Source organism: Phyllobacterium brassicacearum (assembly GCF_003010955.1).
Taxonomy (GTDB): Bacteria; Pseudomonadota; Alphaproteobacteria; order Rhizobiales; family Rhizobiaceae; genus Phyllobacterium; species Phyllobacterium brassicacearum.
In genome coordinates this window covers 68,738-92,527 of sequence record NZ_PGGO01000004.1, presented here as the reverse complement: position 1 = coordinate 92,527, position 23,790 = coordinate 68,738, and the positions used below count along the sequence as shown (strand labels likewise).

The 23,790-nt window shown below is 56.0% G+C and carries 24 protein-coding genes; 12 read left to right on the top strand and 12 right to left on the bottom strand.

The genetic code is table 11. The features are described 5' to 3' along the window. Positions 1 to 6: 6 nt before the first annotated feature. Genes CU102_RS07555 through CU102_RS07545 form a run of 3 tightly spaced genes read right to left on the bottom strand, consistent with a single transcriptional unit; the run spans position 7 to position 4,759 of the window. Positions 7 to 2,841 carry a DUF4159 domain-containing protein gene (locus tag CU102_RS07555; protein ID WP_106710496.1) on the bottom strand — a complete coding sequence of 945 codons (2,835 nt, stop codon included), beginning with the start codon at positions 2,839 to 2,841 and terminating at the stop codon, positions 7 to 9. Next, positions 2,838 to 3,752: a DUF58 domain-containing protein gene (locus tag CU102_RS07550; RefSeq protein WP_106710495.1), complete on the bottom strand. Its 915-nt coding sequence runs from the start codon at positions 3,750 to 3,752 to the stop codon at positions 2,838 to 2,840. The genes CU102_RS07555 and CU102_RS07550 overlap by 4 nt, the downstream gene beginning before the upstream one ends. Beyond that, positions 3,752 to 4,759 (bottom strand): AAA family ATPase, encoded by a 1,008-nt coding sequence (locus tag CU102_RS07545; protein WP_106710494.1) that lies wholly within the window; start codon positions 4,757 to 4,759, stop codon positions 3,752 to 3,754. Before CU102_RS07545 ends, CU102_RS07550 begins: the two co-directional genes overlap by 1 nt. Before the next feature lie 123 nt (positions 4,760 to 4,882). Between CU102_RS07545 and CU102_RS07540 the strand changes: the two genes are divergently transcribed. The 3 genes from CU102_RS07540 to CU102_RS07530 are packed head-to-tail and all read left to right on the top strand — an operon-like array spanning position 4,883 to position 7,403. After that, complete coding sequence (locus tag CU102_RS07540; protein ID WP_106710493.1) at positions 4,883 to 5,491, top strand: DUF1285 domain-containing protein; 609 nt, start codon at positions 4,883 to 4,885, stop codon at positions 5,489 to 5,491. Continuing rightward, entirely contained in the window at positions 5,488 to 6,135 is a 648-nt protein-coding gene (locus CU102_RS07535; protein WP_106710492.1) for a CoA pyrophosphatase, read from the top strand. The genes CU102_RS07540 and CU102_RS07535 overlap by 4 nt, the downstream gene beginning before the upstream one ends. Continuing rightward, positions 6,132 to 7,403, top strand: a complete 1,272-nt coding sequence (locus CU102_RS07530; RefSeq protein WP_106710491.1) for a CCA tRNA nucleotidyltransferase — start codon at positions 6,132 to 6,134, stop codon at positions 7,401 to 7,403. The genes CU102_RS07535 and CU102_RS07530 overlap by 4 nt, the downstream gene beginning before the upstream one ends. On the opposite strand, the gene CU102_RS07525 is transcribed toward CU102_RS07530, so the two are convergent. Both CU102_RS07525 and hemF read right to left on the bottom strand, forming a co-directional pair. Beyond that, positions 7,404 to 7,586, bottom strand: coding sequence for a DUF1059 domain-containing protein (locus CU102_RS07525; protein ID WP_106710520.1), 183 nt, complete (start codon positions 7,584 to 7,586; stop codon positions 7,404 to 7,406). It lies immediately after the preceding gene. 128 nt (positions 7,587 to 7,714) lie between these two features. Next, positions 7,715 to 8,629, bottom strand: a complete 915-nt coding sequence (gene hemF, locus CU102_RS07520) for an oxygen-dependent coproporphyrinogen oxidase (RefSeq protein ID WP_106710490.1) — start codon at positions 8,627 to 8,629, stop codon at positions 7,715 to 7,717. Positions 8,630 to 8,783: 154 nt separating this feature from the next. Between hemF and CU102_RS07515 the strand changes: the two genes are divergently transcribed. Further along, complete coding sequence (locus tag CU102_RS07515; protein ID WP_106710488.1) at positions 8,784 to 9,056, top strand: hypothetical protein; 273 nt, start codon at positions 8,784 to 8,786, stop codon at positions 9,054 to 9,056. 220 nt (positions 9,057 to 9,276) lie between these two features. Further along, positions 9,277 to 10,380, top strand: a complete 1,104-nt coding sequence (locus CU102_RS07510; protein ID WP_106710486.1) for an ABC transporter substrate-binding protein — start codon at positions 9,277 to 9,279, stop codon at positions 10,378 to 10,380. 50 nt (positions 10,381 to 10,430) lie between these two features. Here CU102_RS07510 and CU102_RS07505 read toward each other — a convergent pair whose 3' ends face one another. Continuing rightward, positions 10,431 to 10,907: a tRNA (cytidine(34)-2'-O)-methyltransferase gene (locus CU102_RS07505; RefSeq protein WP_245425263.1), complete on the bottom strand. Its 477-nt coding sequence runs from the start codon at positions 10,905 to 10,907 to the stop codon at positions 10,431 to 10,433. Positions 10,908 to 11,248: 341 nt separating this feature from the next. Between CU102_RS07505 and CU102_RS07500 the strand changes: the two genes are divergently transcribed. From CU102_RS07500 to CU102_RS07470, 7 genes are all read left to right on the top strand, one after another. Beyond that, the gene (locus tag CU102_RS07500) at positions 11,249 to 13,096 is read left to right on the top strand and encodes an ABC transporter ATP-binding protein (RefSeq protein WP_106710519.1); all 1,848 of its coding nucleotides are present in this window, start codon (positions 11,249 to 11,251) and stop codon (positions 13,094 to 13,096) included. Between the two features lie 146 nt (positions 13,097 to 13,242). After that, entirely contained in the window at positions 13,243 to 13,683 is a 441-nt protein-coding gene (locus CU102_RS07495; protein ID WP_106710482.1) for an ACT domain-containing protein, read from the top strand. Further along, positions 13,684 to 15,534 carry an ABC transporter ATP-binding protein gene (locus CU102_RS07490; protein WP_106710480.1) on the top strand — a complete coding sequence of 617 codons (1,851 nt, stop codon included), beginning with the start codon at positions 13,684 to 13,686 and terminating at the stop codon, positions 15,532 to 15,534. A 187-nt stretch (positions 15,535 to 15,721) separates the two neighbouring features. Next, positions 15,722 to 16,285: a ubiquinol-cytochrome c reductase iron-sulfur subunit gene (gene petA, locus CU102_RS07485; protein ID WP_106710478.1), complete on the top strand. Its 564-nt coding sequence runs from the start codon at positions 15,722 to 15,724 to the stop codon at positions 16,283 to 16,285. Positions 16,286 to 16,306: 21 nt separating this feature from the next. After that, positions 16,307 to 17,605 carry a cytochrome b gene (locus CU102_RS07480; protein WP_106710476.1) on the top strand — a complete coding sequence of 433 codons (1,299 nt, stop codon included), beginning with the start codon at positions 16,307 to 16,309 and terminating at the stop codon, positions 17,603 to 17,605. 29 nt (positions 17,606 to 17,634) lie between these two features. Further along, entirely contained in the window at positions 17,635 to 18,501 is an 867-nt protein-coding gene (locus tag CU102_RS07475; RefSeq protein ID WP_106710475.1) for a cytochrome c1, read from the top strand. Between the two features lie 108 nt (positions 18,502 to 18,609). Then, positions 18,610 to 19,155: an adenine phosphoribosyltransferase gene (locus tag CU102_RS07470; protein ID WP_106710473.1), complete on the top strand. Its 546-nt coding sequence runs from the start codon at positions 18,610 to 18,612 to the stop codon at positions 19,153 to 19,155. Here the strand turns inward: CU102_RS07470 and CU102_RS07465 are convergent, their stop codons facing one another. From CU102_RS07465 to CU102_RS07440, 6 genes are all read right to left on the bottom strand, one after another. Continuing rightward, positions 19,156 to 19,629, bottom strand: a complete 474-nt coding sequence (locus CU102_RS07465; protein ID WP_106710472.1) for a MaoC family dehydratase — start codon at positions 19,627 to 19,629, stop codon at positions 19,156 to 19,158. Next, positions 19,626 to 20,096, bottom strand: coding sequence for a MaoC family dehydratase (locus CU102_RS07460; RefSeq protein ID WP_106710470.1), 471 nt, complete (start codon positions 20,094 to 20,096; stop codon positions 19,626 to 19,628). Before CU102_RS07460 ends, CU102_RS07465 begins: the two co-directional genes overlap by 4 nt. 14 nt (positions 20,097 to 20,110) lie before the next feature. Continuing rightward, the gene (gene ychF, locus CU102_RS07455) at positions 20,111 to 21,214 is read right to left on the bottom strand and encodes a redox-regulated ATPase YchF (protein ID WP_106710469.1); all 1,104 of its coding nucleotides are present in this window, start codon (positions 21,212 to 21,214) and stop codon (positions 20,111 to 20,113) included. Between the two features lie 12 nt (positions 21,215 to 21,226). Beyond that, positions 21,227 to 21,943 (bottom strand): aminoacyl-tRNA hydrolase, encoded by a 717-nt coding sequence (gene pth / locus CU102_RS07450; RefSeq protein ID WP_106710467.1) that lies wholly within the window; start codon positions 21,941 to 21,943, stop codon positions 21,227 to 21,229. A gap of 30 nt (positions 21,944 to 21,973) precedes the next feature. Continuing rightward, positions 21,974 to 22,606 (bottom strand): 50S ribosomal protein L25/general stress protein Ctc, encoded by a 633-nt coding sequence (locus CU102_RS07445; protein WP_106710466.1) that lies wholly within the window; start codon positions 22,604 to 22,606, stop codon positions 21,974 to 21,976. A 208-nt stretch (positions 22,607 to 22,814) separates the two neighbouring features. Next, positions 22,815 to 23,747 (bottom strand): ribose-phosphate pyrophosphokinase, encoded by a 933-nt coding sequence (locus CU102_RS07440; RefSeq protein ID WP_106710464.1) that lies wholly within the window; start codon positions 23,745 to 23,747, stop codon positions 22,815 to 22,817. Positions 23,748 to 23,790 lie beyond the last annotated feature (43 nt).

Below are 23,790 nucleotides of genomic sequence, written 5' to 3'. Positions count from 1 at the left end.
ATGGCTCTAATTCCCCAACCGCTCGAGAATGTCGGGCACATGCACCTGATCTGACTTGTAGTTGCCCGTCAGCATATACATGACGATGTTGATGCCAGTGCGGTAGGCATAGGTACGCTGCATAGGATCATTCGGTATCGTCGGCAGAATGGGTGACCCGTCGGCATTTATGGCCCATGCACCGGCAAGGTCATTGCCGGTGATCATGATTGGAGTGACACCATCGCCGGCACGCACTGGTCTGTCCGCGCGAGTTTCGGTCGAAAGCGAAGCTTGCACCCAGAGCGGGCTACCACGGTATCGGCCGGGGAAATCCTGCAATATGTAGAAAGATTTGGTCAGGACATGATCGCTCGGGACCGGTTCGAGCGGCGGTATGTTAAGTCCGGCGAGAATATCCCTCAATCGTTGATTGGCAGGCGTTGTGGAGTTCTCAAAATTGATAGCCGCTGCATCCTGATCGCGCGTATCGAAAAGAACGGTTCCGCCCTGCTGCATATAGGCATCGATCTTGGCAATGGCTTCCGGAGACGGCATTCTGGCCGCGGCATCGATCGGCCAATAGATCAGGGGAAAGAAGGCCAGTTCGTCTGTCGCCGGATTGACGCCGATAGGTTCACCTGGCTCCAGTGCAGTGCTGTCGGTGAGGGCCCGGGATAGGCCCGAAAGGCCCGCCTTGCTGACGTCGTCGACCGCCCGGTCGCCAGTAATAACATAGGCGAGATGGGTGGCATTGACCGCTTCGAGGACGAATTGGTCACCGGGTTTGCTGTCATTTTGTTGTGCGAGGGCGGGTGAGGGACCGAATCCGGCAATAGCTGCCAGCGTGAGGATGACCAGAGAAGCTGCGGTTGCTGTCGGGCGAAAGCGCCGGCGCAAATGACCACCAAGCCACAGGATGGCGATGGCATCCAGGGCAAGGAGCAATGATGCGAGGGCAAAGAGCGGCCCGCGAAGTGGCACGGACTCATCGACCGCGTAACGGGCTGTCATGACTGGTATTGTCAGGTCTGGTCGTATCAACGGTTTGATTTCGCCGTCTGGCTTGAAGAGGTTGAACGCCATCATGGCATCTTCGACACCATAGAAGCCGGGCGGATTATCAAAGCTTACCTCTGGGCTTGTGCCGCTTCTGATGAGCAATGGTTTGGTATCTCCATTTGGCGGTACGAGCGTGCCTTCGGCACTCAATGTAAGATAGGGAGGCAGGACGGCTGAGCCGCTTTCGCGGGTGTCGTTTGATGTCGGTCCGGAACTGTTGGACAACGAAATGATACGATGCAACATGTCGACAAAACTGCCGCTGATCGGGAGGTTCGACCAGGTGGCTTCGGGTGTTACATGAAACAGCACAAGCTGGCCACGCTGGCGCGCCTCCCCGGTTACCAGCGGAGTACCATCGGCCAGGTTGGCCCAACTTTTGTCGTAAAGATCGGCGGATGGCTCAGCCAGCACCTGTCGTGTCACCGTCACATCCTGGGGAGTTGGCAAGCCTCCGAAAGGTCCATTTTCCGGAAAAGCGGCGACGGGCTGCGACTCCTTCCAAGACAATGTCCCGCCCAACGATCGCTCACCCCTGCGCAGCGTTACGGGCAAGAGCGGATCAAGTTCGCTGTTACCCGCCAGACGTGGTCCGGCAAAACGGACCAGCGTGCCACCCTTGTTGATCCAGTCTGACAATATCTGCTCTGTCTCGGCGGGAAGCTTGCCGATGTCGGCCATGATAACAACCGACGGCTTCTGCTCGAGCAACTCCGGCACTGCCCGCACCAATTCCGCATTGCGTGGGCGCAAGAGATCAGCAAAAGGTTCAAGGGCCCGCGAAATGTAATAGAGCGGCGAAAGCAACGGCTGTGAGATGTCTGCTTCCGAACCGGAAAGGAGTGCAACGCGCCGCCGTTTGTTGTTGTCGTCGATCAGATAGGTTCCGCCCGCCTGAGCAGTCCCGTCGACACGCAGGGTGTGAAAATCGTTACGCAGTTCATAAGGGGCGCTGATAACTGCCTCGGCGGTCGCCTCGCCGGCAGTAAACACCAGTCCAGTTTCGGCGATTCGGCGGCCCTTCTCGTCGAAAGCCCCAATGGTGACGCCGCTTTGGCCACGATCATTGACTGGGCGCACCGCGCGGACGGTCAGGCCATTCGCATTGTTCACGGCTTGGCGTATCGCTACAAGCGACGAAATCGACGGCTCATACCAGATCATGGACGCGATACCTGTGCCTTCCAGCGATTTCAGTGCCTCGGCCGATTGCGGCGTGTCGACACCGTCGTTCAAATAGGCAATTCGCGTTCCGGAAATGTTTGCAAGTGCTGTTCTCAATCGCGCAAAAGCTGCTTGGCGATCAACTGGAATTGGCCGTACCGTCAATGCCCGTAACCGCTCCAGTGCGGCGTTGGCCTCGAACGGGCCTATGTCTGCATTGGCTTTTTCAGCGGTGCCGAGAATATAAATGAGTGCCCCTGATTGCGCGGCGTCAGCAATCAGCCGTTCGGCGGTTTCCTTGCGCGCGTTCCATTCCTCGTTCGACGACCAGCCATTATCGAGCACGATCGCGACAGGCTCTTTGCCTGTCAGCGTTTCTGGCCGCGGATTCCAGACAGGTTCGGACAGGGCCAGTATCACCAAAGCTGCGAGCAGCAGACGCAACAAAGTCAGCCACCACGGGCTCTTGTTCGGTGTCTCTTCCTTCTTCAGCAGCTGCGCCAGGATTTTCAGCGGAGGAAACACCTCTCTGATTGGCCGTGGCGGTGTCACCCGCAAAAGCCACCAAATGAGCGGAAGAATGATCAAACTCAGAAGGATTGCAGGCGCACCAAAGGCGAGCGGGAGGGCACTCATGTGGTTCCTCCCTGATATCCGATACTGGCAGTCATGTTCATGTGAACCGATACCAGAGCATCGGAAGCCAGCCGGTCAGTACGGTTAGTGGTGTAGCTCCAACCAATTCGTTTGCAAAAAGCACTCAACGTGTCGCGGCGGGCAAAGAAAAGGCGCCTGTAATCTTCGGCATAGTCTTGGGCACGACCGAAGGTCAGAGAGGTCCCGTTCTCCGGATCAATGAATTCCGTCCGGCGCCTATAGGGAAATTCTTCTTCGGCTGGATCGTACACTTCTATCAGATGGGCACGAGCGCCGTCATGGGCAAGCTTTTGCAGGACGGCGAGCGTCTCTTCGACAGGATCGAGGAAATCGCTGACGATAACCACGTCAGAAAACCGGCGCACTTTGCTGAGGTCGGGTTTGGCGGGCAGGCTGGAGGTGTGCGAGAGCAGGGTTGCCAGGCGCTCAGCGCCATTTCGGGCCGACGAAGGGTCGGTAATGCCGGGAAAGCCAATACGCTCACCGCTGCGTGACAAAAGCTCGGCCAATGCGAGAACGAGCACCAGGGCGCGCGACTCTTTCGATACGTGCGCCTGTTCTGACTTGTACAGCATCGATGGCGAAGGGTCGGCCCACAGCCAGACCGTATGGGCGGCTTCCCATTCCTGATCACGGATATAGGTTCGATCATCGCGGGCAGATCTGCGCCAGTCAATGCGCGAAACGGCTTCACCCTCCGTATAAGGGCGAAACTGCCAGAAACTCTCGCCCACGCCGCTCTTGCGTCGGCCATGCCAGCCGGTGTTGACGGTGTTGAGAATACGACGCGCCTCGACGAGAAGATCAGGCAGAAGGGCTGCACGCTGGCGGGCTCGCGCCAACGCGTCACCTGTCTCGGTCCGTCGAACCTGCGCGCCGATTGCTGCCATTACAGAGCAGCCTTGGTCAGGTTGGCTATGACATCACGAACGTTCATGCCATCGGCGCGTGCAGCAAATGTCAGCGCCATGCGATGCTGCAATACTGGTTCGGCAAGCGCTTTTACATCGTCCACTGAAGGAGCGAGGCGTCCGTCATAAAGTGCTCGGGCTCTGGAGCAGAGCATCAAAGCCTGGCTGGCGCGCGGTCCCGGACCCCAAGATATGAATTTCTTCGCAATCTCATTGTCAGCGCCGGGACGTGCGGAACGCACAAGCGTGAGAATGGCGTCGACTACACCCTCGGGCACAGGCATGCGCCGGATCAGCTGTTGCATGTCCCGAAGCCGCTCCGCATCGATAATCGTTTCCGCCGTGGCTTCGGAGATACCGGTGGTTTCAAGGAGAACGCGCCGTTCTGCTTCAAGCTCGGGATAGAGAATATCGATCTGCATCAGAAACCGGTCGAGCTGTGCCTCAGGCAGCGGATAAGTGCCTTCCTGCTCCAGCGGGTTCTGTGTCGCCAGGACGTGGAACGGCTGGGGCAGATCATGGCGTTCGCCAGCGATTGTTACATGATATTCCTGCATTGCCTGCAACAGCGCTGATTGCGTGCGCGGTGATGCGCGGTTGATTTCGTCAGCCATCAACAACTGGGCAAAGACTGGACCTTTGACATAGCGGAAGTAACGCTTGCCATTGTCGTCCTGCTCCATGACTTCGGAACCGAGGATATCGGATGGCATCAGATCTGGCGTGAACTGGATGCGGCGCTCGTCGAGCCCAAGTACCGTTCCCAAAGTTTCTACCAGCTTCGTCTTGGCGAGACCCGGAACACCAACCAGAAGCGCATGTCCGCCTGCAAGCAACGCCACGAGTGTTCGCTCGATGACACTTTCCTGACCAAAGATGACAGTGCCGATTCCTGCTTTTATCTTCGCAATGTCGGCCAGTGCTCTTTCCGCCTCGGCGATCATAGCCTTGGGATCGGATTGTACCTCAGGTTTAATCAGGGTCATGGGCTTACCTCGCCGCTGGTATCTGCTCAGAGTCTTTCTTAAATGAATCTAAATCACTATGACATGCAGACAAGCGGTCCAACGTTGACTATTTCGTGACGTATACAGAAAAAAGGACAGGCTATGGCGATCAGGGAAGGTGCTTTGCAAAGCCCAGGTGGACTTGAGGCGCTAATCTCGCGCGCAGCCGCTCAAGGCAAAGAGCTACCACCCGTCGACAAATGGAACCCCGACTTTTGCGGCGATCTTGACATCGAAATCAGAGCTGACGGGACTTGGTTCTACATGGGGACACCTATCGGAAGGCAGCCGCTTGTGCGCCTGTTCTCGACGGTTTTGCGCAAGGACAGTGATGGAAAGACCTATCTCGTAACGCCCGTTGAGAAGGTAGGTATACGAGTTGAGGATGCACCTTTTCTTGCCGTCGAACTCAACGTGTCCGGTGAGGGCAACAGCCAGATTATGACCTTTCGCACGAATGTTGGCGATGTTATTGAGGCCAGCGCCGACAATCCCCTGCGTTTTGTCGTCGATGAGGCTAACGGCGGCCTGAAGCCGTACGTTCTCGTTCGGGGGCGGCTCGAAGCGCTCCTTGCTCGCCCGGTCATGTACGAATTGGTTAGTTGCGGAGAAGACATTGCCGTTAATGGTGAAAACATGTTCGCTGTCCGATCGAGAGGCAAAATCTTCCCAATTATGCCGGCAAGCGAACTGGAAAAGCAAAGCCTATGATCCCATCTCCGCCTGGAACCCTTGAAGCGGGCTTCTCCGCCCGGGCTTTCGCCCGTCGCGTTGCGATCAAGGGCAATGAAACGTTGGGTGAGGACCATGGCGACCATCTGCTCAATCCAGATCTGGATGCCATGATTGCTGCAAATCCGTTGCGAGATGCGGCTGTGCTGGTCCCGATCGTTGATCGCGGCGATGAAGCGAGCGTAATCCTTACAATCCGCACGGCCAATATGCGCAAGCATTCTGGTCAAGTGGCTTTTCCAGGAGGAGCGATCGATCCAGAAGACGATTATGAGCCCGAGAAAGCGGCATTACGCGAGACACATGAGGAAATCGGGCTTGAGGGACGGCACGTGGAACTCATTGGCCGCCTGCCACGCTATTTGACAACGACCGGATATTCGATAACGCCAGTCCTTGGTTTGGTGCATCCGCCCTTTGAACTGGCGCCGAACCCGGATGAAGTCGCCGACGTTTTCGAGGTTCCATTATCGTTCCTGATGAATCCTGCCAATCATCGCCGCGAAAGTCGGATATGGCAGGACAAGGAACGGTTCTATTATACGATGCCATTTGGTGATCGCTTCATCTGGGGAGTCACCGCCGGAATTATCCGCACGCTTTATGAAAGGCTCTATGCTTGAGCACACTTGCGTCCATCGCCGACAATGCCCCATGGCTCAAGGATTCATCCCTGCAGAAACTGCTAGCAGTGCTTTCCAGTGGAGGAGAGGGCGCGCGCGTCGTCGGCGGCGCTGTGCGGAACACGCTGCTAGGCCAGCGGGTCGGCGACCTCGATATCGCGACAACCTGTTTGCCGAACGAAACCTCGCGACGCGCAGAAGAGGCCGGGTTCAAGGTTGTGCCAACCGGCATCGAACACGGTACCGTGACCGTCATAGCAAACGAACAGCCCTATGAAGTCACGACTCTGCGGGCAGATGTCGAAACCGATGGCCGTCATGCCGAGGTGGCCTTTGGTCGTGAATGGCGCGTGGACGCAGAGCGACGCGATTTCACAATCAACGCCCTGTATGTAGAGGCTGATGGGACGATAATCGATCTCGTCGGGGGACTTGCTGACATTGAAAGCCGCACGTTGCGTTTCATCGGTGACCCGGAACAGCGCATCCGGGAGGATTATCTGCGGATTTTGAGGTTTTTCCGATTTTTTGCCTGGTATGGAAAAGGTCGCCCGGAAAGCGAAGGATTGAAGGCCTGCGCTCGATTAAAGGATGGTCTTGCCCGGCTATCGGCAGAGCGGGTCTGGTCCGAATTGAAGAAACTTCTGGCTGCCCCGGATCCCTCACGTGCACTCTTGTGGATGCGACAGGCGGGCGTGCTGACGGCAGTTTTGCCAGAAAGCGAAAAATGGGGCATCGACGCGATCCACGGTTTGGTGACAACCGAGCAGGACCTCCACTGGGATGCCGATCCGCTCTTGCGCCTCGCAAGCATGATCCCGCCGAATGTCGAACGCGTTGCTGAACTCGCTTCGCGGCTGAAACTGTCAAACAGCGAGCGTGATAGGCTCAATGCCTGGACAACCACACTGCCCCCGCAACCGGAAATTTCGGAAGCAGGATTTGCGAAGAAGCTCTACCGGAGCAGCGAACAAGGCATGCGTGACCGCCTTAGCCTCGCCCTAGCCTCCGCTCGTGCAGACGCGGTGAATGACAATGCGGCAATGATGCGTGCTGGGCATCTGTCAAAACTACTGACTTTTTTGGAGAGGTACGAGAAGCCGAAATTCCCGTTATCCGGCGGTGACATTGTTGCCGCCGGGCTCGATCAAGGACCTGCGATCGGGCAAGTGTACCGCGCGCTCGAGGACGAATGGATCGAGTCCGGTTTCACCCTCAACCGCGATGATTTGGTTGCAAGAATTCCCGATTACCCGGGGAGAGCTTGATCAGGCGGCCCGGCCTTTCTCAGGTTGAATATTCGCCTTGATCGTTTCGAGCATATGCTCGCGAATAACGGTCTCACCGTGCGTTTCGCGAAGGTGCTCGGTGGCGCGGCGGATAATCTCAGCTTCGGTGTCGTGACGCGTATGCCACTGGCAACCGGGAACAATGCAATGAAGTTCTTTCATGGCTTTCTCTCCCTGTTGTGAGCCCGCAAACATTTGCCTGACGCGCTCCATCGATCAGGCGCGGCATTAACCGCGCTGCGAAACATCATAACGCATTGAGGCGGAGATTTGATCCCTAAAAACCTGGATTAGGGCCATTTAACCGTTGGCGGCATGGACGAAAGGATTGAATCGACGTTGCCCCCGGTTTTCAAACCGAAGATCGTGCCGCGATCGTAGAGCAGATTGAATTCGACATAGCGGCCGCGTCGAACGAGTTGTTCCTGGCGATCGGCGTCGGTCCAGTCCTGGTTGAAGTTCTGCCGCACCAGATAAGGATAGACAACGGAGAAGGCCCGGCCAACATCGCGCGTAAAATTGAAATCGGCATCCCATCCGCCAATCTCTTCTGAGGAATGCAACCAATCATAGAAGATGCCGCCAGTCCCGCGCGGCTCCTTGCGGTGGGGAAGATAGAAATATTCGTCGCACCAAGCCTTGAATTTTTCGTGATTGGCGACGGCAGAATGCTTGTCGCAGACGAACTTCATTGCCTTGTGAAACGCCACCGTATCGGAGTCCTCCTGAGTTCGTTTGCGTTCCAGTACAGGTGTCAGGTCGGCGCCGCCTCCAAACCACTGCCGTGTCGTAACCACCATACGCGTGTTCATGTGTACTGCCGGAACAAAAGGACTTTGCGGATGGGCGATCAATGAAATGCCAGATGCCCAGAACCGCGGATCCTCGTCGGCGCCCGGTATCTGTTTACGAAATTCCTGGCTGAATTCGCCATGTACGGTCGAGATATGAACGCCGACCTTCTCGAAAACACGCCCATGCATGATGGACATGATGCCGCCGCCGCCCCTACCTTCATCACGTCGCCACGGTGTCTGCTTGAAACGACCGGGCGTGCGATCCGAGAGCGGTCCATCCAGCTCGTCCTCCAACTGTTCAAAAGCTGCGCAAATCTTGTCACGCAGCTCCGCGAACCAGGCGGTCGCTGCAACTTTCTTGTCTTCAAGCGCTTCTGGAAGGATGGCGGGAATATCAGGGCGGTCCATGGCAAAGAATCCTTTTTGACGCGACAGTATCACATCAGCTGAAACCCAAAAGGAAGGGTTGTTTACTCAATTGCTAAATGCACAAAAAATGACTCGTTTTCCGTCTGAACACTCCCTAATCTCTACCGGTGTAGGGTTGAGTGAGGGATACGAGATGGTCTCCAAAGCGCCCCGGTCGCAGTTTCCCAAGCCGCCGCTTGATGGCTTGCGCAAGAGATTGAAGGAAAGCCGCGAGGGCACCAACCAACAGCGTGGCGCATTTGTCCGCGAAAGTTTCAGATTGCCCCGACTGGCCGCAAGGGAAAAGGCCCGCGAGTGGTTCGAACAATACCCGAAAGCTGCGTATTGGACCGAGATCGAAAGCTGGTATGAACGGCCCGGTGATATCATCGAATTCACGATGCGCCGGCTGCCGAATGCAGACTAAAAATATAGAAATCGAAGATTCAACAATAAAATTGATGGTTTTCTTCAAAAAATTGATCGATATGGTCAAAAATGTCCGCAATTTTTGGAGATCTGTCAGATTTTCTAAGGTTCACGCAGAATTTCGATCAATCGTTGCTGACAGGCTTATTCAAAGCCAGTAGAACTTTGCCAGCACCGGAGAATCGACCGGACGCACAAGAAAAATCAAGGAGGAAACTATGCGCTTATCATTGATATCGGGCGTCGCGTTGGCCGCTGTCATGGCGATGACGTCATTCGCCAAAGCCGACATCACGGTCGGGATTATCGCACCGGTCACAGGCCCGGTCGCGGCCTATGGTTTGCAGGTGAAAAACGGCGTTGAAAGCGCAGCGGAAGCGATTAACGCTGCGGGCGGCATCAAGGGCGAAAAAATCGTTACGAAGATTTTTGACGACGCAGGCGAGCCGAAGCAGGGCGTTTCAGTTGCGAACCAGGTGGTTGGCGAAGGCATCAAGTTCGTGGTCGGTCCGGTCACCTCAGGTGTTGCCATGCCGGCTTCGGATGTTCTGGCAGAGAACGGCATCGTTATGGTCACGCCGACAGCAACCACGCCTGACCTGACGACACGCGGTCTTGAAACCGTCTTCCGCACCTGCGGACGCGATGACCAGCAGGCCGACGTCGCCGGCAAGTACATCCTCGACAATTTCAAGGACAAGCGTGTTGCCATTGTTTACGACAAGACGCCCTATGGCACCGGTATTGGCAACGGACTGAAGGCTGTACTCAACAAGGGTGGTGTCACTGAAGTCGTGTTCGAGGGCATCAATGCCGGCGAGAAAGACTACAGCGCGCTCGTCACGCGCCTGAAATCCGAAAAAGCAGACGTGATCTACTTCGGCGGTTATCATGCGGAGGGCGGTCTGATCGCTCGCCAGCTGAGCGACCAGGGTATCAAGGCGCAAATTATCGGTCCAGATGGTTTGTCCAATACCGAATATTGGGCGATTGGTGGTGACGCAGCTGCCGGAACACTGTTCACCAACAGTGCGGATCCGACAAAGAATCCAGCGGCCGCCAAGGTCGTGGAAGCGCTGCAGGCCAAGAACATTCCAGCAGAGGCTTTCACGCTCAACGCCTATGCTGCTCTGCAGGTGATTGCAGCTGGCATTGAAAAAGCCGGCTCGTCTGAGCCCACAGAAGTGGCCGCGAAGATCAAGTCTGGTGAAGCGATCCCGACAGTCGTCGGTGACCTCACCTATTCGAGCACCGGCGATCTGACCACGCCGGCCTTCGTTTTCTACAAGTGGGAAGGCGGTAAGGCCGCTCAGATCGACTAATGCGATCAATAAGGTGAAAAAAACACCGCCGGTCGCTGTTGACCGGCGGTTCATTCAGGCAGTGATAATTGCCGCAAGGCTTCTCCCGCGGCGATTGCCGCGGAGAGCGCCAGATTCAAGGAGCGTGCCCCCGGAACCATCGGGATGATCAATCGTGCATCGGCTGCACGATGCACATCATCGGGTGTACCCGCCGATTCGCGTCCGAGCAGCAGTATGTCGCCTTTTCGGAATGCGAACTGCGTATATGGCACGGCCGCCTTTGTCGAAAACAGAAGCAGGCGGTGCTTTTCCCGAAGCCGCCATTCCTGAAATTGCTTCCAGTCCGCATGGCGCGTCAGCACTGCCTTTTCCAGATAGTCCATCCCGGCACGTTTCAAAGCGCGGTCTGAAAGGTCAAAGCCCGCGGGTTCTATGACGTCAACGCCAATACCGAAACAGGCGGCCATGCGCAGAATCGTACCTGTGTTGCCAGGAATGTCCGGCTGGTAGAGCGCGATGCGCAGGTCTGGTCGTGAGTCGGTCAATGAACGTGCTCCGTCCGCAACACTTCGCCATGGAACCGTTGCGCTTGAGATAGGGCTCTCGCCTTTTGCGTTCATAATCGCTATAGGGGACATACCGCAACGCTAACTTTGGAGGTGTCGATGCCAGAATTTACCCGACCTCTTCCAAACCGGATGATCTCCGGTGCCGTTCGCGGTTCTGTGTCTATTCTTCTCGCGTAGCTTTCTCCGATTCCCTGACACAAGCCGCAATCGTTCGTTCTCACGTTTGCAGGTCTTACCCATGTTTGTCTTAACGAAACTTCTGCAATCCGGTTTTCGGTCTATGCGTGTGATCAAGATATTCCCCATGAGGTCTGATGATGTTTCGCTGGTTTGAAGAGAGGCTCGAACCATTTCCATCCGCCGAGCCGGGAGAGCCGCCCAAGACATTGGTGGCGTTCTGCCTGCACTACACGAGGGGCGTCTGGCCATGGATCGCCGTCATGGCGGTCTGCACATCACTTATCGCTGTCCTGGAAGTGTCGATGTATGCGTTCCTCGGCAATATTGTGGATTGGCTTTCGAACCATACTCGAGAGACTTTTCTTGCCGATGAAGGGTGGAAGCTCGCGCTGATTGCCGGCGTTGTACTCATTGTAATGCCCGGCATTGTGATGATCGATTCGCTGGTTATCCATCAAACGTTGCTTGGCAATTATCCGATGCGGATCCGCTGGATGGTTCATCGTTATCTTCTGCGTCAGTCCATGACCTTTTTTCAGGATGAGTTCGCAGGCCGCATTTCCACCAAGCTGATGCAGACGTCGCTTGCCGTGCGTGAAACGGTCATGAAGCTTCTGGACGTGCTCAACTACGTCATCGTCTATTTCAGCGGCACATTGATCATCGCCGCCTCGGCGGACTGGCGGCTGATGATGCCTTTCCTGGTTTGGCTCGTCACTTATGTCGGCCTGATGCGCTATTTCATTCCGCGCTTACGCAGAGTTTCCGAGAAACAGGCGGATGCGCGCTCCTCAATGACCGGCCGAATTGTCGACAGTTACACCAATATCGCAACGGTCAAGCTGTTCTCACATTCCAAGCGCGAGGAGAGCTATGCCCGCGAAGGGATGCAGGATTTCCTCGGCACGGCCTATACGCAGATGCGCATGGTGACGGGATTTCATGTTGGCCTCTATGCCATCAATTGCCTGTTGCTCCTCGCCGTCGGCGGAATCGCGATCTGGCTTTGGCTCGGCTCCGCCATTTCGGTCGGTGCGGTGGCGGTCGGGATCGGTCTCGTTCTCCGCCTCAACGGCATGTCGCAATGGATCATGTGGGAAATGTCGGCCTTGTTCGAAAATATCGGAACAGTCGAGGATGGCATTACATCCATTTCGTTGCCTCGCCTCGTGCAGGATGCGCCAAATGCACGCGATTTGAAGGTCAGTGCCGGCGCAATTACATTCGATGCCATCGGTTTTCATTATGGCAAGGGGGCAGGCATCATCGATCGCTTGTCGCTGGATATTCGTCCGGGCGAAAAAATTGGCCTCGTCGGGCGATCGGGCGCTGGCAAGTCCACGCTGGTCAACCTTCTCTTGCGATTCTACGACCTTGAAAGTGGCCGGATTCTGATCGATGGGCAGGATATCTCGAAGGTCACGCAGGATTCGCTGCGTGCCCACATAGGTATGGTGACGCAGGATACGTCGCTCCTGCATCGCTCGATCCGGGACAATATTCTTTACGGCAGGCCCGACGCGCCGGATGACCTGATGCTGCAGGCCGTCAAGAATGCGCAGGCCGATGGCTTCATCGAGTCCGCGACCGATCCGAAAGGGAGGCGCGGTTTTGATGCGCATGTCGGGGAGCGGGGCGTCAAACTTTCTGGTGGGCAACGTCAACGGGTAGCGATTGCCCGTGTCATGTTGAAGGATGCACCAATCCTGATCATGGACGAAGCGACCTCAGCACTTGATTCTGAAGTGGAAGCCGCAATCCAGGACAATCTCTATCGTCTTATGCAGGGCAAAACGGTGATCGCAATCGCACATCGGCTTTCGACAATCGCAGCTCTTGATCGCTTGGTAGTGATGGACAAAGGACGGATCGTCGAGAGTGGAAGTCACGAAGAGCTGATTGCGGCCAACGGCATTTATGCCGGGCTTTGGGCCAGACAATCGGGTGGTTTCCTTGGTCTTGATGATCAGGAAGCAGCCGAGTGACGTAACTTACTCAAGTTTAATTTGACGGCTGGCGGGACTCGCTCGAAGGTGTTTCGCTGGCCGTTGATGCGTTTCGCATCGGCGTGAAAGTCAGGTGACTTTTTATCATTCGGCAATTCGAAGACTTTCCGACGGAGGACGACTGAATGCCCGGTGAAACCGACTTGAAGAAACTTCTGGCGACCATGCAACCGTGGCTGCATGACGGAATCTATGTGTTTGCCACCTTGCCAGCAGCACGCATCGTTCCATCTGGACTGAATGTTGTGATGACGTTCCATGAAGCAGAGGGGCTCACGTTGATTCTGGACGAATCTGAAGCCAGTCGCGCCGATCTTGCGGGAACATTTCCGTCTCGCATGATCACGCTTGAAGTTCACTCTTCGCTCGAAGCTGTGGGCTTTCTAGCTGCCATTTCGGCCCGCCTCGCGGCTGCTGGGATTGGTGTGAACCCGGTATCGGCATTTTACCACGATCACCTGTTTGTCCCCGTCGATCGCGCCGATGAAGCGATGCGAATCCTCGAACGGCTAGCTGAAGAGGCGAAAGGCAAACATGACGGCGCCTCGAACATTGATGTGGATTGAATGACACGCCTTTTCCGCCTGTTCGAAAGCTGGATCGATCCCTATGCCAATTCACCGGCAGATCGGGTCCCGAACCAGTCCCTGGCCTTCATGTGGTTTTACGTTCGGCAGGAAAAATATGTGTTCCTTGCCATGCTGGTGTGCGGCGGTCTGATCGCGTTGTTTGAGGCAGGACTGTTCTGGTTTGTCGGCAAAGTCATAGACATTCTGGCATCAACTGACCGTGCGGAAGGTTGGCAGGGTCTCATTGACAGACATGGTATAGCACTTCTCCTTATGCTTCTGGCTGTATTCATCGGACGCACGATTGTGTTGTCGCTGGCAGCGCTGGTGGAAGAACAGGCCATCGTTCCGGGTTTCAACAATCTTGTACGCTGGCAGGCACACAGCGTCGTCTATCGCCAGAGCCTGTCATTCTTCCAGAATGATTTTGCCGGGCGCATTGTTACAAAGGTCTGGGCGGCAGGTCAGGCGCTCGGCGACTTCATGGTGACGTTGCTCCAGGCCGTGTGGTTCAGTCTGGTTTATTGTGCGACGACCTTGTTCCTGATCGGAAGGCTGGACTGGCGGCTTGCTTCGGTAGTCGGAATCTGGCTGGTCGTTTTTGGATTCACCGCACGCTATTTCCTGCCGCGGGTCCGGCGTGCTGCAAAGGAAACGGCAGAAACAAGTTCTCTCGTCATGGGGCGTCTCGTCGACGGATACAGCAATATCCAGACACTGAAGCTGTTCGGTACGACACAGCGCGACGATGCCTATATGCGCCGGGGTATGGACCGCTGGCTTGCTGCAATCATGTCCCTCACTCGCGGTCTGAGCGGCATCCGCATTTCGCTGGCGGCAACAAGCGGCGTCATGATCTGCGCCGTTGCGGCCCTTTCCATCGACCTTTGGCTGACCGGGGAGATCTCCTCCGGCGAAGTGGCTTTTACGCTCGGTCTCGTGCTCCGTTTGAGCATGCTCCTCACGCGCATGATGGCCAATCTCAATGGCCTGTTGCGCAATTTCGGCACGATCCAAAACTCCATGGAACTCCTGGCACGGCCCGTCACAGTGGTTGATCGGCCTGGCGCCTCAGCGCTGAGCGTTACGCGCGGTGCGATCAAATTTGAGAATGTGCGTTTTCATTACGACAACTCCCGAAACGTCATCGAAGATTTTTCGCTCGTTATCAGTCCGGGCGAAAAGATCGGGATTGTCGGGCGTTCAGGTGCAGGCAAGTCAACGCTCGTCAATTTGCTGCTCAGGTTCTACGATCTCGAAAGCGGACGTATCCTCGTAGACGGGCAGGACATTTCAAAGGTGACGCAAGATTCGCTGCGTGCACATATTGGTATGGTAACCCAGGATACGTCGCTGCTTCACCGTTCGGTGCGGGACAATATTCTCTATGGGCGGCCTGACGCCTCGGACGAATTGATGCGGCAGGCGGTCATGAATGCGCAGGCCGATCTCTTCATTGATACTCTGAGCGATCCAAAAGGCCGACGCGGTCTCGACGCGCATGTGGGCGAGCGCGGCGTCAAACTTTCCGGGGGGCAGCGTCAACGGATCGCCATAGCCAGAGTCATGCTGAAGGACGCTCCGATCCTGATTCTGGACGAGGCGACGTCGGCGCTCGATTCGGAGGTCGAGGCCGCGATTCAGGACAGTCTCTACCGCCTGATGCGCGGCAAAACCGTCATCGCTATTGCACATCGACTGTCAACCATCGCGGCCCTTGACCGGTTGGTGGTGCTGGATAAAGGGCAGATTGTGGAAAGCGGGACGCATGACGAGCTCATAACTTCGAACGGCATCTATGCCGGCCTCTGGGCCCGGCAGTCGGGTGGATTTATCGGACACGAGTGATGCAACGGCTTATCCCTGCGACATCCTGCCCTTGTGGCGCCGTCAGGCTGGACAAGCTCAAGCGAGATGCTTAGAAACCACGCAATATGCTGGGGATTCCGCAAGGTCCATTTCTTGGGCCCGTCTTCTATTATGCTGACATAGTGGACTCTCCCGCTGCGTTGTTATTCGGAAAGGAACAGGCCCCGTGAGCGCACACGATACGACCGAGCCGACACGGCGTGACTTCCTCTATATTGCGACAGGTATGGCCGGTGTGGTCGGAGCAGGGGCTTTTGCTTGGCCCTTCATCGATCAGATGAGACCGGACGCATCTACGCTGGCAGTCTCGTCGATCGAAGTTGATGTTTCGGCGGTTCAGCCGGGTATGTCTCTGACGGTCAAATGGCGCGGCAAGCCGATTTTCATTCGCAATCGTACCGACAAAGAAGTCGAAGAAGCCAAGGCGGTTGAGCTCAGCCAGCTCAAGGACCCTGTCGCACGCAACGCCAATTTGCCAACCGATGCTCAGGCAACCGATGCTGATCGGACTGCATCCAAGGACAAGGAAAACTGGCTAGTGATGGTTGGCGTGTGCACCCATCTCGGTTGTATTCCGCTTGGTCAACAAGGTGATTTTGGTGGCTGGTTCTGCCCATGCCATGGCTCGCACTACGACACAGCGGGACGTATCCGTAAGGGACCTGCGCCAGAAAATCTGCCTATCCCGCCACTTTCATTCATTTCCGACACCGTCATCAAGATCGGCTAAGGTTCCACGGGGAGATACGACATGAGCGGTGGACATTCATCCTATACGCCGAACACTGGAATCGAAAAATGGATTGACGCGCGACTGCCGTTGCCGCGGTTGATGTATGATTCATTCGTTGCATATCCGGTTCCGCGTAATCTCAATTATGCGTACGCCTTCGGTGGCATCCTGGCGATCATGCTGGTCTCGCAGATATTGACGGGTGTGGTGCTCGCAATGCACTACGCTGTCGATACTGGCCTGGCTTTCAACTCCGTTGAAAAGATCATGCGCGATGTGAACTCGGGCTGGCTGCTGCGTTACCTGCACGCCAACGGCGCATCGATGTTCTTCCTTGCGGTTTATGTGCACATCTTCCGCGGTCTCTACTATGGTTCATACAAGGCCCCACGCGAACTTCTGTGGATCCTCGGGGTAATCATCCTGCTTCTGATGATGGCGACTGCCTTCATGGGCTACGTTCTGCCATGGGGTCAGATGTCTTTCTGGGGCGCGACGGTTATCACCGGTTTCTTTACGGCATTCCCGATCATCGGTGATCCGATCCAGCAGCTGCTTCTTGGTGGCTTTGCCGTCGACAATCCCACACTGAACCGCTTCTTCTCGCTGCACTACTTGCTGCCCTTCATGATTGCCGGCGTTGTTATCCTTCACGTCTGGGCATTGCACGTCACTGGCCAGACGAATCCGACCGGTATCGAGGTGAAATCAAAGACGGATACAGTCGCGTTCACTCCTTACGCCACCGTGAAGGATGCTTTTGCCCTCTGCCTATTCTTCATCCTCTTCGCTTATTTTGTGTTCTACCTGCCGAACTTCATGGGCCATCCGGATAACTATATCCAAGCGGACTCGCTGAAGACGCCTGCCCACATCGTTCCCGAATGGTATTTCCTGCCATTTTACGCAATGCTGCGCGCAATCACCTTCAATATTGGGCCGATCAATTCTAAGCTCGGCGGCGTTCTGACCATGTTCGGCTCCATCGCGGTATTGTTTATCGTGCCTTGGCTGGACACATCAAAGGTGCGCTCGGCAGTTTATCGCCCCTGGTACAAGCTGTTCTTCTGGCTGTTTGTCGCCAACGCCATCATGCTTGGCTGGCTCGGATCTCGTCCGGCCGAAGGTCTCTACGTTATCTTCTCGCAGCTAGGCACGGCTTATTATTTCGGCTTCTTCATCGTTCTGATGCCGTTGCTCGGCCTGATCGAAACTCCGCGGCGTTTGCCAAACTCGATCACAGAGGCCGTGCTTGCCAAAAACAAGAGTGGCGGCCAGCCGGTAGGCGTTGCTGCGGCTCCCGAAACCAAAGGCTGAGAAACGTGAAGGGCTCAAAGGACTTCCCCATGAAAAAAATCCTCCTCGGTCTCGCAGCCGCCGGTCTTGGAACAATGTTGGCACTCGGCGGCGCTTATGCCGCTGAAGAGGCAGGCCATAATGCTGCTGAGCCAACGCACTTCCCGATCGAGAAACCAGCTGAACTGGACTGGACCTTTGCAGGTCCTTTCGGCCACTACGACAAGCAGCAGCTGCAGCGCGGCCTCAAAATATACAAAGAGGTGTGCTCGGCCTGCCATTCCATGAGTCTGGTTGCCTTTCGCTCGCTTGAAGAGCTTGGTTACACGGAAGCGCAGGTGAAGGCATTTGCCGCAGAATATGAAGTGCCGGATGCGCCCAATGCGGATGGCGAAATTGTCAACCGCAAGGCCATTCCTGCCGATCATTTCCCATCACCCTATCCAAACGCGCAGGCTGCGGCGGCCGCCAACGGCGGAGCTGTGCCACCGGACTTTTCGCTGATAGCCAAGGCGCGTGCGGTAGAGCGCGGCTTCCCGCTTTTCGTTGCCGATATCTTCACGCAGTACCAGGAAGGCGGCCCGGATTACATCCATGCGCTGTTGACCGGTTTCGGCCAGACGCCCCCGGAAGGCATGCAGATTCCTGAGGGAACGCACTACAACCCGTATTTTATTGCCGCGAAGTCACTTGCGATGGCGCAGCCATTGCAGGATGGCCAAGTGACCTATGATGATGGTTCTCCCCAGACTCTGGACCAGTACTCGAAGGACATTTCGGCCTTCCTTATGTGGGCTGCCGAGCCGCATCTGGAAGACCGCAAGAAGACCGGGTTCCGTGTAATGATCTTCCTTATCGTTTTCGCTGGTTTGGTATACATAGCCAAGCGCCGGATTTGGGCTGACGTCGAGCATTGATCTCCAGAAAGATTCTGAAATTTGAGAGGGGCGCCGGGCGCCCTTTTCTTTTGCGCTGCAGGGACGCTAGATTGCGTGACCCGGCATCCGGCACGAAGGAGCGACGAGATGGAATCCACCCTGAAGCAGACGTTGATCGATGCCATTCGCAATATTCCCGATTATCCCAAACCGGGCGTGATGTTCCGCGATATCACGACTCTCCTTGGCAACGCGCGTGCGTTTCGTCGTGCTGTAGACGAACTGGTTCACCCTTTCGCGGGTGGCAAAGTGGACAAGGTCGCTGGCATCGAGGCGCGCGGCTTTATCATCGGCGGCGCCATGGCACACCAGCTTTCATCCGGGTTTGTGCCAATACGCAAGAAGGGCAAGCTGCCGCACGATACCGTTCGTGTTGCTTACAGTCTGGAGTATGGTGTGGACGAGATGGAGATGCACCGTGATGCGATTGCGCCCGGTGACAAGGTCATTCTAGTCGACGACCTGATTGCCACTGGCGGGACGGCAGAGGCCGCAGTGAAGCTGCTGCACCAGATGGGCGCGGACATTGTCAGCGCCTGCTTCATGATCGATTTGCCGGACCTTGGCGGCAGAAAGAAGCTGGAAGCGCTCGGCGTCAATGTGCGTACGCTGATTGCCTATGAGGGCCACTAGCTAGTCGGGCAAGGCGATCAGGGCAGCGCTGTCGAACTCCAGAACTTTATCGCCATTCTGATTGTAAGCGGCCGACGACATTTGCATCATGGACCAGCCTTGGCGCGATTGAAGTGCGCGAATGCGTTTGAGTGTACGCGTGAAGCGGATCGTGTCCCCCGCATAGACCGGCTTTAGCCATTTCAGATTTTCGAAGCCAGGTGACGGTCCAAATTGCGGGGGCTTCTCGCCTCGCGCGATTGCCTTCTGGACTTGAGATTTTGTATCGTCGACATTCAGGCGCATCCAGACGGCGGTCGTATGCCAACCAGAGGCGCATAGCGCGCCGAAGTTGCTCTTTCTTGCTGCTTCAGGGTCAACATGAAAGCGCTGTGGATCATACTTCGTGGCGAAGGCGATAATCTCTTCGGCTGAGAATGTGTGCGTGCCGAGATCCTGCTCGATACCAATATACTGTTCGATCCCGCCGCTCATGACTCCACCGGCTCCCGTAGCGAAAACATGGCAGTGTGCTCCAATTCGCAAACCAACAGGCCATCTTGATTGAAGACGTCATGATGCATTTTGATGAAGCCGAGCGATGGTTTCGACCGCGACGTCCGCTGGTCCAGGATAGTCGTCTTACCAGTCAGGGTATCACCGGCAAGGACGGGACGCTTCCATCTGACGTAATCGACACCAGGGGCTCCTTGTGATGTGGAGTCTAGCAAATAAGCATCGCAGAACATGCGCATGAACATGGAAACCGTGTGCCAACCCGACGCCGCGAGACCGCCGAGTATGCTTGATTTGCCAGCGGCCTCGTCAAGATGGAATGGCTGTGCATCGAACTGGCCGGCGAAATCGATGATCTCCTCGGCAGTTACAAGTTTGGACCCCAGCGACCACTCGCTGCCGACAGTAAAGTCCTCATAGGCATAGCGGGGAAGGTGTGAGCTCATGTTCAGCCAGAGTGTTACGTATTGAATCTGAAAAGCATGATGTCGCCATCCTGCACGACGTATTCCTTGCCTTCGTCGCGGGCCTTTCCGGCTTCCTTGGCAGGTACTTCGCCGCCAAGTGTGACATAGTCACTATAGGCAATCGTCTGAGCGCGGATGAAGCCCCGCTCGAAATCCGTGTGGATGACACCGGCGGCTTGCGGCGCCTTGGAACCACGCTCGACGGTCCAGGCGCGAGCTTCCTTAGGACCAACGGTGAAATAGGTAATCAGGTGGAGCAGCTTGTAGCCGGCGCGGATCAACCGGTCGAGACCCGGCTCGTCGAGGTTCATGGCTTCCAGATATTCCTTGGCTTCCTCGTCCGGCAACTGTGCCACTTCCGCTTCGATAGCAGCGGAGATGGTCACAGTTTCGGCGCCCTGCTTGGTCGCCATCTCTTCGACTTCCTCGGTATATTCATTGCCGGTTGCCGCATCGCTCTCGGCAACATTGCAGACATAAAGCACCGGTTTGGACGTCAAGAGATTGAGGCTCTGGAGGATCAGAAGATCTTCGGCGGCAATGCCGTTCAGCATGAACCGAACCGGCTTGCCGTCCTGCAATAGAGCGAGAGCCTGTTCCATAACGGGCAATACGGTAAGAGCTTCCTTGTCCTTGCTGCTGGCGCGCTTGCGGAACTGTACAATGCGGCGCTCAAGGCTTTCGAGATCGGATAGCATCAACTCGGTTTCGACGGTTTCGGCGTCGGAGACAGGATCGATACGGCCTTCAACGTGGGTGATATCGTCGTCCTCGAAACAGCGGAGCACGTGTACTACCGCATCAACTTCGCGAATATTGGCGAGAAACTGATTGCCAAGACCTTCCCCCTTCGAGGCACCGCGCACGAGGCCGGCGATATCGACAAAGCTGATGCGGGTTGGCACGATGTTTGCCGATTTGCCGATTTTGGCAATCGCCTGCAGACGGGAATCAGGTACTGCCACTTCGCCGGTGTTCGGCTCGATGGTGCAGAAGGGGTAGTTTGCGGCCTGGGCGGCGGCCGTCTTGGTCAGCGCGTTGAAGAGCGTTGATTTACCAACATTTGGCAAGCCAACAATGCCGCATTTGAAACCCATAATGAGCGATCCTTATTCTTTCTTGCCGAATAGTTTGTTCAGCATGTCGGCCATGGGGCCGGATTTTGGTACGGCGACGGTTGGCTTTTGTATGCGAGCCTGGCGGATATGGCTTTGAGCAGCCGGTTTTGCAACCACCTTTTCCGCGGTTCCGCGTGCTTCCTTGCCAACAGCCAATGCAACGCGGTTCATAAAACCGGCATCGTCTTTTTTGTGGAGCAGCCCGGCATTGGCTGCAATCGCTTCGAGGAGTGGCTCTAACCACTCATGATCTGCTTTGGCAAAATTACCAAGTACGTGGTTCGAAACCATTTCCTTGATGCCGGGATGGCCAATGCCGAGGCGAACGCGCCGGTAGTCCTTGCCACAATGGGCGTCAATAGACTTGATGCCATTATGACCGCCTGAGCCACCACCCGTCTTCACACGCACCTTGCCTGAAGGCAGGTCCAGTTCGTCATAGATGACGACAAGGTCACTCAAGTCGAGTTTGTAGAAGCGCATCGCTTCGCCAACGGCTTGGCCTGACAGGTTCATGAAGGTCTGAGGTTTGATCAGGATAGTCTTTTCGCCGTCAATCATGCCATCGGCGACGAGCGCCTGGAACTTCTTGGTCCAGGGAGAAAAATCATGGCGGCGGTGTATCTCATCCGCCGCCATAAAACCGATATTGTGCCGGTTTGCAGCATATTGGGAGCCTGGATTGCCAAGACCTGCGATAAGCAGCACGCGCCTAGCTCCCAATAGTCAGAGAGACGATTACTCGCCTTCTGTTTCTTCGGTTTCAGTGGTTTCCGCAACAGCTTCAGTGGTTTCTGCGACTTCAGCAGCGTGGCCCGCAATGGTGGCGATCGTGAAATCGCGATCCTGAATGACCGTCGTTACGCCCTTTGGCAGGGTAACGGCGGAAATGTGGATCGAGTCACCGATCTGCAATCCGGTCAGATCAACGTCGATCGCATCCGGAATGGCATTTGCTGGCGCATGAAGCTCAACATCGTGACGAACGATGTTGAGAACGCCGCCGCGCTTGATGCCTGGCGATGCGTCTTCATTGTGGAAATGGATTGGCACATGCACGTTGACGACCGACTTGGCCGATACGCGCAGAAAGTCGACGTGTACTGGCTTGTCGCTGATCGGATCAAGCTGGAAGTCCTTTGGCAGGACCTGAATCGACTTGCCGTCCAGGAGGATGTTGGCAATCGTCGTCTTGAAACCGCCGCCGTGAATCTTGTAGTACAGCGTCTTGTAATCGAGGGTAATCGAGATTGGCGCCTGCTTGTCACCATAGATGACTGCTGGCACTTTACCGTTGCGGCGAATTTCCCGGGCGGACCCCTTACCGACCCGTTCGCGCGCCTCGGCCTTGAGCTCGTATGCTTCGCTCATGGCATTTCCTTTCGAGGTTCAAATCTGGAGTGTTCTTTGCTGCCAATGGGTGGCTGTCCAAAAAACATGAAGCGGCCCAATGCGACCGCCCCATTCCGCGTTGCCTCCAAGGGTGTCTACGCGGATGGCGGCTCTATAACGGAAAGACTGCTGTTGTGCAAGTTGCTTGACCAAGTACCGGCAGTGCTCGGCACATGGCCGCACATTATTAGTCGAACAGACTGGAGACGGACTCTTCTGATGCGGTGCGTGAAACTGCTTCACCAATCAGGTCGGAAATCGACAGCACGCGGATATTGTGCGCAGCTTCGATTGCAGGCGTCGGCTGGATGGAGTCAGTGATTACGAGCTCCTTCAGCTTGGAGCTGGTGATGCGTGTGACAGCACCACCGGAGAGAACCCCGTGCGTGATATAGGCAGTCACGCTCGTAGCGCCCTTCGCGAGAAGCGCCTCGGCCGCGTTGCATAGTGTGCCGCCGGAATCGACGATGTCGTCGAACAGCAGGCAGTCCTTGCCACGAACATCACCGATGACGTTCATAACTTCCGACTCGCCCGGACGATCGCGACGCTTGTCGACGATGGCGAGCTGGGCATCGATTCGCTTTGCCAATGACCGGGCGCGCACGACACCGCCGACGTCAGGCGAAACGACCATGACATTCGACGTTCCATAGTGCGCACGGACATCACGAGCGATGACGGGAACTGCATAAAGGTTGTCGGTAGGGATGTCGAAGAACCCCTGAATTTGGCCCGCGTGCAGGTCGAGAGTCAGGACGCGATTTGCACCGGCTTCCGTGATCAGGTTGGCGACGAGTTTTGCAGAGATCGGCGTGCGGGGACCGGGTTTGCGGTCTTGGCGGGCATAGCCGAAATAGGGAAGGACGGCCGTGATGCGTTTTGCTGAAGACCTGCGGAACGCATCGATCATGATGAGCAGTTCCATCAAATGATCATTTGCCGGAAATGACGTCGACTGCATCACAAAGACGTCTTCGCCGCGGACATTCTCCTGAATCTCGACAAAGATCTCCTGGTCAGCAAATCGCCGAACACTGGCCTTTCCGAGCGGGATGTTGAGATATTTGGCGACCGATTCGGCAAGAACACGATTGGAATTGCCCGCGAAGAGTTTCATGCCGTATTTTCCTCACGTCTTTTTCAGAGCGTCAGTTAAGTAA

Excerpts from the sequence above, each read along its gene's own strand:
- CU102_RS07555 (WP_106710496.1), bottom strand. The coding sequence starts at position 2,841 with ATGAGTGCCCTCCCGCTCGCCTTTGGTGCGCCTGCAATCCTTCTGAGT.
- CU102_RS07550 (WP_106710495.1), bottom strand. The coding sequence starts at position 3,752 with ATGGCAGCAATCGGCGCGCAGGTTCGACGGACCGAGACAGGTGACGCG.
- CU102_RS07545 (WP_106710494.1), bottom strand. The coding sequence starts at position 4,759 with ATGACCCTGATTAAACCTGAGGTACAATCCGATCCCAAGGCTATGATC.
- CU102_RS07540 (WP_106710493.1), top strand. The coding sequence starts at position 4,883 with ATGGCGATCAGGGAAGGTGCTTTGCAAAGCCCAGGTGGACTTGAGGCG.
- CU102_RS07535 (WP_106710492.1), top strand. The coding sequence starts at position 5,488 with ATGATCCCATCTCCGCCTGGAACCCTTGAAGCGGGCTTCTCCGCCCGG.
- CU102_RS07525 (WP_106710520.1), bottom strand. The coding sequence starts at position 7,586 with ATGAAAGAACTTCATTGCATTGTTCCCGGTTGCCAGTGGCATACGCGT.
- hemF (WP_106710490.1), bottom strand. The coding sequence starts at position 8,629 with ATGGACCGCCCTGATATTCCCGCCATCCTTCCAGAAGCGCTTGAAGAC.
- CU102_RS07515 (WP_106710488.1), top strand. The coding sequence starts at position 8,784 with ATGGTCTCCAAAGCGCCCCGGTCGCAGTTTCCCAAGCCGCCGCTTGAT.
- CU102_RS07510 (WP_106710486.1), top strand. The coding sequence starts at position 9,277 with ATGCGCTTATCATTGATATCGGGCGTCGCGTTGGCCGCTGTCATGGCG.
- CU102_RS07500 (WP_106710519.1), top strand. The coding sequence starts at position 11,249 with ATGTTTCGCTGGTTTGAAGAGAGGCTCGAACCATTTCCATCCGCCGAG.
- CU102_RS07495 (WP_106710482.1), top strand. The coding sequence starts at position 13,243 with ATGCCCGGTGAAACCGACTTGAAGAAACTTCTGGCGACCATGCAACCG.
- CU102_RS07490 (WP_106710480.1), top strand. The coding sequence starts at position 13,684 with ATGACACGCCTTTTCCGCCTGTTCGAAAGCTGGATCGATCCCTATGCC.
- CU102_RS07480 (WP_106710476.1), top strand. The coding sequence starts at position 16,307 with ATGAGCGGTGGACATTCATCCTATACGCCGAACACTGGAATCGAAAAA.
- CU102_RS07475 (WP_106710475.1), top strand. The coding sequence starts at position 17,635 with ATGAAAAAAATCCTCCTCGGTCTCGCAGCCGCCGGTCTTGGAACAATG.
- CU102_RS07470 (WP_106710473.1), top strand. The coding sequence starts at position 18,610 with ATGGAATCCACCCTGAAGCAGACGTTGATCGATGCCATTCGCAATATT.
- CU102_RS07465 (WP_106710472.1), bottom strand. The coding sequence starts at position 19,629 with ATGAGCGGCGGGATCGAACAGTATATTGGTATCGAGCAGGATCTCGGC.
- CU102_RS07460 (WP_106710470.1), bottom strand. The coding sequence starts at position 20,096 with ATGAGCTCACACCTTCCCCGCTATGCCTATGAGGACTTTACTGTCGGC.
- ychF (WP_106710469.1), bottom strand. The coding sequence starts at position 21,214 with ATGGGTTTCAAATGCGGCATTGTTGGCTTGCCAAATGTTGGTAAATCA.
- CU102_RS07445 (WP_106710466.1), bottom strand. The coding sequence starts at position 22,606 with ATGAGCGAAGCATACGAGCTCAAGGCCGAGGCGCGCGAACGGGTCGGT.
- CU102_RS07440 (WP_106710464.1), bottom strand. The coding sequence starts at position 23,747 with ATGAAACTCTTCGCGGGCAATTCCAATCGTGTTCTTGCCGAATCGGTC.